We start from the raw sequence: 11,373 nt of genomic DNA, 5'->3' as shown, positions 1-11,373 counted from the left end.
CCGCTCGGCGCTGGCAAGATCACTCGAACGGGCACAACAGCATGGCGCATATCGGTACCTTATTCATCATTTCCTCCCCCAGCGGCGCGGGCAAGTCCAGCCTGATCCGGGCCCTGCTCGAGCGGCCCAGCGCCGACGGCCGGCTGCAGGTGTCGGTTTCCCATACCACCCGGCCCATGCGTCCGGGCGAGGAAGACGGGGTGCACTATCATTTTATCGACAAGGCCGGATTCGAGCGGCTCATCGCCAGGAACGCCTTTTATGAGTGGGCCGAGGTCTTCGGCAATTACTACGGCACCTCCCGCGAGTGGATAGACGCCCAGTTGGCCCAGGGTATCGATATCCTGCTCGACATCGACTGGCAGGGTGCCCGCCAGATCCGCGAGCAGTCGCCCAGCGCCAAGTCCATTTTCATCCTGCCGCCCAGCCGGGAAGAGCTGGAGCGCCGGCTCAACGCCCGCCAGCAGGACAGCGCCGAGGTGATCCGGGGCCGTATGGCCAAGGCGGTGTCGGAAATGTCCCACTACGACGAATACGACTACCTGCTGGTCAACGACACCTTCGAACACGCCCTCAACCAGCTCAGCGCCATTATCGAGGCCGAGCGCGCCAATACCGGCAAGCAGGCGGTCCGCTACCAGGACTTGCTTTCCCGGCTACTGGCGGAATAAGCTAAGATCCATTAGAATTTTGCACCTTTTTTAATCATGGGAGTCCGTAATGGCCCGCGTTACCGTTGAAGATGCCGTAGAACAGGTTGGCAACCGCTTTGATCTGGTGCTGGTCGCCGCCCGCCGCGCCCGCCAGCTGGCCACCCAGGGCAAGGAGCCGCTGGTGGACGAAGAAAACGACAAGCCCACCGTGATCGCCCTGCGCGAGATCGAGGAAGGCCTGGTCAATCACTCCGTGATGGACGCCCAGGATCGCCAGGAACAACAGGAACTGGAAGCCGCCGAGCTGGCCGCCGTGGCCGCCATCGCCGAAGGCCGCAACTAAACTCTCCGGTATTGCCCTCCGGCCAGTGCCGGCGGGCCCGTTCGCGGGCCCTTTTGCTCTGAATTGTGTAAACGGCATTGACCGTCGGGGTATCTCTTGTATTTGTTCGAACCGCTCAAAGAACTCGCCGCCACCTATCTGCCCGCGGAGCAGATGGAGCAGCTCAAGGCTGCCTACATCGTCGCCCGCGACGCCCACCAGGGCCAGACCCGTTCCAGCGGCGAGCCCTACATCACCCATCCGGTGGCGGTGGCCCGCATCCTGGGCGAGATGCACCTGGACCACGAAACCCTGATGGCCGCCCTGCTGCACGACGTGATCGAGGATACCCCGGTCACCAAGGAACTGCTCGAACACCAGTTCGGCAAGCCGGTCGCCGATCTGGTGGAAGGGGTTTCCAAGCTCGACAAGCTCAAGTTCCGGGATCGCAAGGAAGCCCAGACCGAAAACTTCCGCAAGATGGTGCTGGCCATGACCCAGGATATTCGGGTCATTCTGATCAAACTGGCCGACCGCACCCACAACATGCGTACCCTGGGCGCCCTGCGCCCGGACAAGCGCCGGCGCATCGCCCGGGAAACCCTCGAAATCTACGCCCCCATCGCCAACCGCCTCGGTATCCACAGCATCAAGAACGAGCTGGAGGAGCTGGGCCTGGAAGCCCTCTATCCCATGCGCACCCGGGTGCTGCGCGAGTCGGTGCGCCGGGCCAGGGGTAACCGGCGCGAAATCATCCAGTCCATCCTGGAGGAAATCCGGGGCCGGCTGGACGATGCCCGCATCGAGGCCCAGGTGAAGGGACGGGAGAAAAACCTGTTCTCCATCTACAACAAGATGGTGAAAAAGGAGCTGCAGTTCCACGAGGTGATGGACATCTACGCCTTCCGGGTCATCGTCCGGGATATCGACACCTGCTACCGGGTGCTGGGCCAGATGCACACCCTGTACAAGCCGCGTCCGGGCCGGTTCAAGGATTACATCGCCATTCCCAAGACCAACGGCTACCAGTCGCTGCACACCTCCTTGGTGGGGCCGCACGGGGTGCCGGTGGAGGTGCAGATCCGTACCGAATACATGGACCAGATGGCCGACAAGGGGGTCGCGGCCCACTGGGCCTACAAGCAAAACGGCGAAAGCTCCGGCACCACCGCCCAGGTACGGGCCCAGCGCTGGATGCAGAGCCTGCTCGAGTTGCAGCAAAGCGCCGGCTCCTCCTTCGAATTTATCGAGGGGGTCAAAACCGATCTCTTCCCCGACGAGATCTACGTGTTCACCCCGGAAGGGCGCATCCTGGAGCTGCCCTCCGGCGCCACACCGGTGGATTTTGCCTACGCGGTGCACACCGATATCGGCCATGCCTGCGTCGGCGCCCGGGTCGACCGCCAGCCCTTCCCGCTCAGCCAGCCGCTGCATTCGGGCCAGACCATAGAGATCATCACCGCCCCCAGCGCCCGGCCCAACGCCGCCTGGCTCAACTTCGTGGTCACTTCCCGCGCCCGCACCAAGATCCGCCAGTTCCTCAAGAACCTGCGCACCGAAGAATCGGTGCTGCTGGGCAAGCGGCTGCTCAACCACGCCCTGGGCGCCAAGAACCTGGAAGACATCCAGGTCGAACGCATCGAACAGGTACTGAAGGACACCAAACACGGTTCCCTCAGCAACCTGCTGGCGGACATCGGCCTGGGCAACGCCATGAGCGTGGTGGTGGCGCGCCGCTTGCTGGGCAAGCTGGAGGACGTTCCCACCGAACGCCAGAAGGCGACCAAAAAAATGCCGATCCGCGGCGCCGACGACATGCTGCTCAACTTCGCCAACTGCTGCCGGCCCATTCCCGGCGATCCCATCGTCGCCCATATCAGCCCGGGCAAGGGCCTGGTGGTGCACCTGGAGTCGTGCAAAAACATCCGCGGTTACGCCAGGGAGCCCGACAAATACCTGCCGGTGCAGTGGGATCTGGAGCAGGACTTCGACTTCGAGTTCAAGACCGAAATCGGCATCGAAATCGTCAACCACCAGGGCGCCCTGGCCGAGCTGGCCAATGTGATCGCCGCCACAGGTGCCAATATCCACAGCATCAGCACCGAGGAAAAGGACGGCCGGGTCTATGTGGTGGAGCTGCTGATCACCACCAAGAGCCGGATCCACCTGGCCAACATCATGCGCAAAATCCGGGTCACCCCCAACGTGCTCAAGGTCTACCGCCAGCGCAAATAACAGGGACTGTTGATCAAGCAACAACATTTGCCTGCCGGGCGTTTGGGGTTACACTGCCTCATCTGTCGCCCCCGCTCGGAGCCTGTTATGCTCGGTCGCCTGTTACTGCTCGGGATCTGCCTGTTTATGAACACCGCCATCGCCTCGGCCCCGCGCCTGACCACCGAAACCGAGCTGGCCGGGCTCGGCCTGGACGGGCTCGACCGGTTTTGGCAACAGCAGGCGGAGCAGGGGCATTTCGCCGGCCATGACGGCCTCTCCCTGCCCTACGCCAGGCTGGCCTCCACCGCCCACGACAAGGCGGTGATCCTGGTCAACGGCCGCACCGAGAGCTACCTCAAATACCAGGAGCTGGCGCGGGATCTGTTTCGCAACGGCTACGATGTCTACCTCTACGATCACCGGGGCCAGGGCCTGGCCCCCCGGCTGCTGCCGGATCCGCTGATGGGCCATGTGCCCGCCTTCAACCACTATGTCCGCGATCTCGAACAGTTTGTGCAGCAGGTGGTGTTGCCCACCGCGCCGCCGCGCCGGTACCTGCTGGCCCACTCCATGGGCGGTACCATCTCGGCCCTGTGGCTGGCCGATACCCGGGTCCGGCTGCAGGCGGCGGCCCTGTCCTCCCCCATGATGGGCATCTACCTCGGCCCCCTGCCGCGCTGGCTGGCCGACAGCCTGGTGGCCGCGCTCGGCACCGGTTGCCGCTGGCTGGGCAAACCCGCCTGCTACGCCCCGGGCCAGGGCGACTATGAGGAAACGCCGTTTGCCGACAACGAGCTCACCCACAGCGAACTGCGCTACCGGCTGTTCCGCGAGCTGTACCGCACCCGCCCCGAGCTGCAGCTGGGCGGGGTCAGCCTGCAATGGCTGGCCGAGGGCCTGGCCGCCGGCGATGCCGCCATTGCCAGGGCCGGGCGCATCGGCACTCCGCTGCTGGTACTGCAGGCCGGCGCCGACGTGGTGGTCGACAACCAGGCCCAGCGGGACTTCTGCCGGGCCCTGGGCCATTGCCGGGGCGGTGAGCCCCTGGTGATCGCCGGCGCCGCCCACGAACTCTTTATCGAGCAGGACAGTCAACGCAACCAGGCACTGGAAGCGGTGCTGTCGTTTTTCGAACAATATCCCTGAGCCGGATAACCCGGGCCGCCGGCCCGCAACCACAGGACAATGCCATGTACGATGTAATAGTGTCCGATCTGGACGGTACGCTGCTGAATAGCCACCATCAGGTTTCCGACTATACCCGGGAGGTGCTGCACGCCCTCGCGGCCCGCAACATCGAACTCATCGTCGCCACCGGCCGCCACTATGTGGACGTGCGCTCCATCCGCGACAAGCTGGGCCTGGACGTCAGCCTGATCACCAGCAACGGCGCCATGGTGCACAACCCGGACGACAAGCTGATCTACAACCAGACCATCCCCGCCGAGATGGTGGAGGAGCTGGTCGGGCGCTTCCGCCTGCCCGGAGTGCACCTCAACATGTACCGGGGCGAACACTGGCTGGTGGAAGAAGCCATGCCGGGCCTGCTCGATTTCAGTCCCGACAGCGACTTTCGCTACCAGCTCGCGGATCTGCGCGCCACCTCCAAACAGGGGGTGGAAAAGGTGTTTTACGCCGGCGACCACGAACGGCTGCTGCAGCTGGAGGACATGCTGCTGGCCCACTTCGGCGACCGGCTCAACATCACCTTTTCCCTTCCCATCTGCCTGGAGGTCATGCACGGCGAGGTCAACAAGGGCTCGGCGGTGGCGTCGCTGATGGGACTGCAGGGCACTCCCCTGCAACGGGTGATCGCCTTCGGCGACGGCATGAACGACTACGAGATGCTGTCCGGCGTGGGCCGCGGCGTGGTGATGGCCAACGCCCACTCCCGGCTGCGGGATGCCCTGCCGCGCCACGAACGCACCCTGAGCGCCGACGAAGACGGCGTGGCGCGCTACCTGGCCCGGGTGTTTGAGTTGTAGTGTTAAGTCACACCGAGCGCCTGCCGGCACTCGTGCAGGCGGCCGCCCGCAAATTGCCGCAACGCGGCAACCGGACGCTCACATCATAGCCAGAATGGCGCGCCGCTCGGCCTCGGTAACCGGCATCACCGACAACCGGCTGCCCTTTTGCACCAGCGGCATCCCGGCCAGGGCCGGGTTGGCCTTGAGCGCCGCCAGGGGCAGCAGCGGCAGCTTGCGTACAAAGGCCAGTTCCACCGCATACCAGCGCGGCTGGTCCGGATTGGATTTGGGGTCGAAATAGGGGCTGTCGGGGTCGAAGGCAAAGGGGTCGGGAAAGCCGGCCCGCACCACCCGGCCGATGCCGGCGATCCCCACCTGCTTGCAGCTGGAATGGTAGATGAACACCTCGTCACCTTCCCTGACCTGGTCGCGCAGAAAATTGCGCGCCTGGTAGTTGCGCACCCCTTCCCAAAGGGTATTGGCCCGGGCCAGATCGTCGATGGAAAAGGTATCGGGTTCGGTTTTGAACAGCCAGCAGGCCATGGGATCCCCTCGTCATTTATTGTTACCGCCCGCTGGCGGCCATTATCGGTCTATGGCAACCTTGTGGGCTCAAAATAGTGACCCTTCACGGAGAAATACGCAATGCACAAACCCCTGTGGCTCGGCCTGGCGCTGCTGCTCGCCGCCTGCGGCGGCAGCCCCACGCCGCCGCCCGCGCCCGCACCCACCCCGGTGGTGACCGCCGAGCCCGAGCCGCAACCCTTTGAAAACGGGGTGATCAGCGTGCCGGTCAGCCCGGTGCTGGAAGTCCCCGAGAGCTGGTAAGGATGGAAAACTACATCGGCATCATGTCCGGCACCAGCCTGGACGGCATCGACGCCGTGCTGGTCGAGACCGACGGCGAACGAGTCCGCCTGCTTGACCGCACCACGGCGCCTTTTGCCTCTGGGCTGCGCGACCGGCTGCTGGCCCTGGCGGCTGGCGGCGCCGTCACCGCCCGGCAATGGGGCGAGCTCGACACCGCCCTGGGCCGAGCCTATGCCGACATCACCCGGCAACTGCTGGCGTCTTCCGGCCGGCGGGCCGCCGACATCAGGGCCATCGGCTGCCACGGCCAGACGGTGTGGCACCAGCCCAATGGCGAACTGCCGTTCTCGCTGCAACTGGGCGACGGCAACCGGCTGGCGGCGGAGACCGGCATTACCACCGTCACCGATTTTCGCCGCAAGGACATGGCCCTGGGCGGTCAGGGCGCGCCCCTGGTGCCCGCCTTTCACCAGTGTGTGCTGGCCCACCCCGAGCGGCTGCGCATCGTGGTCAATATCGGCGGCATCGCCAATATCTCGGTGCTGGCTCCGGGCCGGCCTGTGATGGGCCATGACGTGGGCCCGGGCAATATGCTGATGGATCTCTGGTGCCGGCGCCATACCGGTGTCCCTTTTGATCGCGACGCCGCCCTGGCCCGCCGGGGGACTGTGCTGCCCGCCCTGCTGGCGCGCCTGATGAGTGAGCCCTGGCTGGCGCTGCCGGCGCCCAAGAGCACCGGCCGGGAGCTGTTTAACGACGCCTGGCTCGATGCCCGGCTCAGCGGCGACGAAGCCGTTGCCGACGTGCAGGCCACCCTGGCCGAGTTCACCGCCGCCGCCATCGCCCGCGAAGCGCAGGGGTGGCCGGCGGGCGAGCTGCTGATATGCGGCGGCGGCGGCCACAATCCGCTGCTGCTGGAACGCCTCACCGCCCTGCTGCCCGGCTGGCAGGTGAACACCACCAACGCCGCCGGCGTCGACATGGACGCCATGGAGGCCATGGCCTTTGCCTGGCTGGCCCACCAGACCCTGCACCGTTTGCCCGGCAACCTGCCCGAGGTGACCGGCGCCCGGCGCCACGCCGTGCTCGGCGCCGTGCATTTTCCCGACTGACGAGACTGTTATGCCTATCAACCCGCTGCTTCAGGATCTGGCCCGCCTCACCTCGGAAGGCCGCAACCCGGATACCCTCGACATCGACACCCAAAGCGCCCTGGACATTGTTACCGCCATCAACGCCCAGGACAAGCAGGTGCCGGCGGCGGTGGAAAAGGTGCTGCCCGCCATTGCCGCCGCCGTGGAGATGATTGAATCCGCCCTGCGCCGGGGCGGCCGGCTGATCTACACCGGCGCCGGCACCAGCGGCCGGCTGGGGGTGCTGGATGCCTCCGAATGCCCGCCCACCTTCAGCGTGCCTCATGGTCTGGTGGTGGGATTGATCGCCGGCGGCGAGGCGGCCATGTTCCAGGCTCAGGAAGGAGCGGAAGACAATGCGCGGCAAGGCGAGCAGGATCTGCGCGATATCAACCTCTCCGGCAAGGACGTGGTGGTGGGCATCGCCGCCAGCGGCCGCACCCCCTATGTGATCGGCGGCCTGCGCTACGCCCGCAGTCTGGCCGCCGGCACTGTGGCGCTGGCCTGCAATACGGGCTCGGCCATCGGCCGGGAGGCGGACATCGCCATCGAGCCCGAAGTGGGGCCCGAGGTGATCACCGGATCCACCCGGCTGAAGGCGGGCACCGCCCAGAAACTGGTGCTCAATATGCTGAGCACCGCCGCCATGATCAGGATGGGCAAGGTCTATCAGAACCTGATGGTGGACTTGCACGCCAGCAACCAGAAGCTGGAGGCCCGCGCCATCCGCATCGTGATGCAGGCCACCGGCGCGGACGAGGCCACCGCCGCCAACGCCCTGGCGGCGGCGGACAGCGAAGTGAAGCTGGCGATACTGATGCTGCTGTCGGGGTTGAACAAAACCGAGGCCCGCGCCCGGCTGCAGCGGGGCCAGGGCGTGCTGCGCCGGGCACTGGAAGATTAGGGCTCGTCAGACTCCTCATCTTCCCGGACCAGACGGGCCCGCAGTTTTTCTTCCCGCCGGCGGTACCAGTGGGCCTTGAACGCCGTCCACCAGTCGTGGGACAGCTCGCCGCCGTAGGCCTCCAGCAGGGCAATCACCCGGTCCAGGGTCAGTACGGCGGCGTCGTAGTCAATGTCCAGCCAGTGCTTGCGCACCACCACCCTGGCCACCCCCGGCTCGGCGTCAAACACCCGCGCCAGCTTTTCGATTTGCAGCTGGTTCATATGGTCGAGCCTGAGATGGCGCCGGACCAGGGCGGATTCGCCCTGGCCGTCGCCCGCTGACATGGTCATGGATAGCTCCTGTTCCTCTCCCTGAATGGCAAGACCGAGTCAAGCGCAAAGCCATTTCAAAAGCAAGGCGGCCGGGACATTGCAAAGCCGCCTGGGCTGCGCCACCATAATGCGGAATCGACTTCCAAAAAAGAGAGGGACAGATGGACGCCACCGTCACACTCAAGGCCAGGGCCGGCCAGCCGGCCATCGAGCTGCCCGCCATCGGCCAGGGCACCTGGTACATGGGCGAAGGGCTCAGCCCGCGGCAGGATGAAGTCAGGGCACTGCAACAGGGGCTGGATCTCGGCCTCACCCTTATCGACACCGCCGAGATGTATGCCGACGGCGGCGCCGAGGAGGTGGTTGGCCAGGCACTCAAGGGACGCCGGGAGCAGGCCTTTTTGGTGTCCAAGGTCTATCCCTGGAACGCCGGCCGGCAGAGCGCCATTGCCGCCTGCGAGCGCAGCCTCAGGCGCCTGGGCACCGATCACCTGGATCTCTACCTGCTGCACTGGCCGGGCGATATTCCGCTGGACGAAACCCTGGAGGCCTTCGAGCGGCTGCAGGCGCAGGGCAAGATCCGGCGCTTCGGCGTGTCCAATTTCGATATCGACGAAATGCAGGCACTGGCGTCCCTGCCCGGCGGCGGGCATTGCGCGGTCAACCAGGTACTCTACCACCTGGGTTCCCGGGGCATAGAGCACTCCCTGTTGCCCTGGCAGCGCGAACGGGGCCTGCCCACCATGGCCTACTGCCCATTGGCCCAGGGCGGCCGGCTGCGCCGGGAGCTGCTCGGCCATCCCGAACTGCAGGCCATGGCCGCCGAGCTCGGCGCCACCCCGGCCCAGTTGCTGCTGGCCTGGGCCATCCGCCCGGTCGACGGCCAGCGGGATGTCATCGCCATTCCCAAAGCGGTACAGCCCGCCCATGTGCAGCAAAACGCCGAAGCGCTGCGCTTGCGGCTTAACGACGATCTGCTGGCCCGGCTCGATGCCGCCTTCCCGCCGCTCCGGCGCAAGGAACCGCTGGATATCGTCTGACGGTCAGGCAATGCTCTCGACAATGCCGCCCTCAACCCGCAGGGCGGCCCCGGTGGTGGCACTGGCCTGGGGAGACGCCGCATAAACACAGAGGTGCGCCACCTCCTCCGGAGTGGCAAAGCGGCGCAGCAAGGTGGAAGGACGATGCTCCTTCAGGAACAGGCTTTCCATCTCCTCCACCGATACCCCGCGCCGGGCGGCTAGATCCGCCATCATCGCCAGAGCACCCTCGGTTCGGGTCGGGCCGGGCAATATGGTGTTGACGGTCACCCCGCTGCCCGCCAGCACCTTGGCCAGGCCACGGGACACCCCCTGCAATGCCGCCTTGCTGACACCATAGTGCACCATTTCGGCGGGAATATTGAGCGCCGATTCGCTGGAAATGAACTGTATCCGTCCCCAGCCACGTTCCTGCATGCCCCTGGCGTAGTGTCTGGCAAGGCGCACGCCGCTCATCACATTGACCTGGAAGATCTCTTCCCAGGCGGTATCATCAATATCGAAAAACGGACGCTCGCCATAGATCCCCAGGTTGTTCACCAGGATATCCACCTCGGGGTACGCCGCTATGACTGCCCGGCATCCCTCTGCAGTACCGGGATCGGCAACCACGCCGCTGGCGTCATGATGGCCGCTGGCCTGCCGGATCCTGGCCACGGCCTGCTCCAGCCGCGCCGGATCGCGACCGACCAGGATCACACGGGCACCGGCCTGGGCCAGGCCGGAGGCGATAGCCAGTCCGATGCCGGCAGAAGCTCCGGTCACCAGGGCATTTTTGCCGGAAAGTTCAATTTTCATCACGGTTCTCCTGACTGTACTGATGGAGGGCGACACACCGGCTGCCAAGAGCAGTGGCGGTATTGAAGCGACACTATAACTTCCTTGCAGGAGTGGGATAACCCGGCATTATTGAGTAACAGTGTTAACCATAAGTAGGAAATATATGCTGGACCGCTTTACCGGAATGAAGATATTCACCCAGGCCACCGAGCTCGGCAGCCTGTCGGCTGCGGGACGGACCCTGGGTATGTCGCCGGCCATGGCCACCAAACACCTGGACGCCCTGGAGGCTCGACTGGGGCTCAGGCTGCTGCACCGCACCACCCGGCGCCTGACGCTGACGGAGGCCGGCACCGACTACCTGGAGGCCTGCCGACGGATACTGCGGGATCTTGACGAGGCGGAGTCGGAAGTCGTGGCACAACGCACTGAGGCGGCTGGAAGGCTGCGCATGACGGTGCCCCTCTCCTTCGGCACCCGCTTTATCGCCCCGCTGCTGCCGGCCTTCAGCCACCGCTACCCCAGGGTGGAAATAGAGCTTGGCTTGAGCGACTCCCAGCTCGATCTGATCCGCGAGGGCTGGGATCTGGCCATCCGTGTCGGCCACCTCGCCGACAGTCCGCTCCGTGCCCGCCGCCTGGGTGACTGCCCACTGCGGGTATGCGCCGCACCCGCCTACCTTGAACGCCACGGCACTCCCCGGCTGGTCAGCGAGCTGTCCGGCCACAACTGCCTGGGTTATACCCTGTCATCGTCCCAGAATGCGGGCAGCTGGCGCTTTGGCACTGAGGGCGAAATCCAGATACCGGTCAAGGGCAGCCTCAGCGCCAACAATGGCGACGCCCTGCTGGCGGCTGCGGTGGGAGGCCTGGGCATTATCTATCAGCCCAACTTTATCGTCGGCGAGGCCCTGGCTAGCGGAGAGCTGGTCGCCCTGCCGCTGGACCAGCCGACGCTGGAGCTGGGCGGCCTTCATGTCCTGTTTCCTCCCGACCGGCGCCAGCCCGCCAAGGTCAGGGCGATGATCGATTACCTGATTGACGCCTTTGCCCGTTCGCCCTGCCAGCCCGGCCAGGTCGCGCCGCCGAAATAAAGCCGCGCGGGCACATCGAGTAGGGTGAGGCGTTACCGCCTCATCCCTCTCACAGAACCGTACATACGGGCCACGTATACGGCTCATGCCATTAACTTACCCCGAACTCGGGGACAGTGATGCCGGTTTTGACCTTCGCA

Annotated in this window: 13 protein-coding genes; 10 read left to right on the top strand and 3 right to left on the bottom strand. The window is 65.4% G+C overall.

Features of this window, described 5'->3' with window-relative positions; genetic code table 11:
- The first annotated feature begins 41 nt into the window (after nt 1-41).
- The 5 genes from gmk to C7I36_RS08620 all read left to right on the top strand — a co-directional run bounded on the left by gmk (nt 42) and on the right by C7I36_RS08620 (nt 5,177).
- Nucleotides 42-671 (top strand): guanylate kinase, encoded by a 630-nt coding sequence (gene gmk, locus C7I36_RS08640; protein WP_106453321.1) that lies wholly within the window; start codon nt 42-44, stop codon nt 669-671.
- A gap of 49 nt (nt 672-720) precedes the next feature.
- Complete coding sequence (gene rpoZ, locus C7I36_RS08635; protein ID WP_106453320.1) at nt 721-996, top strand: DNA-directed RNA polymerase subunit omega; 276 nt, start codon at nt 721-723, stop codon at nt 994-996.
- 96 nt (nt 997-1,092) lie between these two features.
- Nucleotides 1,093-3,210 carry a bifunctional GTP diphosphokinase/guanosine-3',5'-bis pyrophosphate 3'-pyrophosphohydrolase gene (spoT, locus tag C7I36_RS08630; protein ID WP_106453319.1) on the top strand — a complete coding sequence of 706 codons (2,118 nt, stop codon included), beginning with the start codon at nt 1,093-1,095 and terminating at the stop codon, nt 3,208-3,210.
- Nucleotides 3,211-3,297: 87 nt separating this feature from the next.
- The gene (locus tag C7I36_RS08625; protein ID WP_106453318.1) at nt 3,298-4,338 is read left to right on the top strand and encodes an alpha/beta fold hydrolase; all 1,041 of its coding nucleotides are present in this window, start codon (nt 3,298-3,300) and stop codon (nt 4,336-4,338) included.
- A gap of 44 nt (nt 4,339-4,382) precedes the next feature.
- On the top strand, nt 4,383-5,177 hold the full coding sequence (locus C7I36_RS08620) for a Cof-type HAD-IIB family hydrolase (RefSeq protein WP_106453317.1): 795 nt from the start codon (nt 4,383-4,385) through the stop codon (nt 5,175-5,177).
- A 78-nt stretch (nt 5,178-5,255) separates the two neighbouring features.
- Here C7I36_RS08620 and C7I36_RS08615 read toward each other — a convergent pair whose 3' ends face one another.
- Nucleotides 5,256-5,702: an EVE domain-containing protein gene (locus tag C7I36_RS08615; protein WP_106453316.1), complete on the bottom strand. Its 447-nt coding sequence runs from the start codon at nt 5,700-5,702 to the stop codon at nt 5,256-5,258.
- 102 nt (nt 5,703-5,804) lie between these two features.
- Between C7I36_RS08615 and C7I36_RS08610 the strand changes: the two genes are divergently transcribed.
- Genes C7I36_RS08610 through murQ form a run of 3 tightly spaced genes read left to right on the top strand, consistent with a single transcriptional unit; the run spans nt 5,805 to nt 8,006 of the window.
- On the top strand, nt 5,805-5,987 hold the full coding sequence (locus C7I36_RS08610) for a hypothetical protein (RefSeq protein ID WP_106453315.1): 183 nt from the start codon (nt 5,805-5,807) through the stop codon (nt 5,985-5,987).
- A gap of 2 nt (nt 5,988-5,989) precedes the next feature.
- Nucleotides 5,990-7,081 (top strand): anhydro-N-acetylmuramic acid kinase, encoded by a 1,092-nt coding sequence (locus C7I36_RS08605; RefSeq protein ID WP_106453314.1) that lies wholly within the window; start codon nt 5,990-5,992, stop codon nt 7,079-7,081.
- 10 nt (nt 7,082-7,091) lie between these two features.
- On the top strand, nt 7,092-8,006 hold the full coding sequence (murQ, locus tag C7I36_RS08600) for an N-acetylmuramic acid 6-phosphate etherase (protein WP_106453313.1): 915 nt from the start codon (nt 7,092-7,094) through the stop codon (nt 8,004-8,006).
- Here the strand turns inward: murQ and C7I36_RS08595 are convergent.
- On the bottom strand, nt 8,003-8,338 hold the full coding sequence (locus C7I36_RS08595) for a hypothetical protein (RefSeq protein WP_245880078.1): 336 nt from the start codon (nt 8,336-8,338) through the stop codon (nt 8,003-8,005). The genes murQ and C7I36_RS08595 overlap by 4 nt on opposite strands.
- A gap of 143 nt (nt 8,339-8,481) precedes the next feature.
- Here C7I36_RS08595 and C7I36_RS08590 point away from each other — a divergent pair, with 143 nt between their 5' ends.
- Complete coding sequence (locus C7I36_RS08590; RefSeq protein ID WP_106453312.1) at nt 8,482-9,360, top strand: aldo/keto reductase; 879 nt, start codon at nt 8,482-8,484, stop codon at nt 9,358-9,360.
- A gap of 3 nt (nt 9,361-9,363) precedes the next feature.
- On the opposite strand, the gene C7I36_RS08585 is transcribed toward C7I36_RS08590, so the two are convergent.
- Entirely contained in the window at nt 9,364-10,158 is a 795-nt protein-coding gene (locus C7I36_RS08585; RefSeq protein WP_106453311.1) for an SDR family NAD(P)-dependent oxidoreductase, read from the bottom strand.
- A 166-nt stretch (nt 10,159-10,324) separates the two neighbouring features.
- Between C7I36_RS08585 and C7I36_RS08580 the strand changes: the two genes are divergently transcribed.
- Nucleotides 10,325-11,233 carry a LysR family transcriptional regulator gene (locus tag C7I36_RS08580; RefSeq protein ID WP_219899625.1) on the top strand — a complete coding sequence of 303 codons (909 nt, stop codon included), beginning with the start codon at nt 10,325-10,327 and terminating at the stop codon, nt 11,231-11,233.
- Nucleotides 11,234-11,373 lie beyond the last annotated feature (140 nt).

This window comes from Zobellella taiwanensis, assembly GCF_003012795.1.
Classification (GTDB): Bacteria; Pseudomonadota; Gammaproteobacteria; order Enterobacterales; family Aeromonadaceae; genus Oceanimonas; species Oceanimonas taiwanensis.
This window is presented reverse-complemented; position numbering and strand designations above follow the sequence as displayed.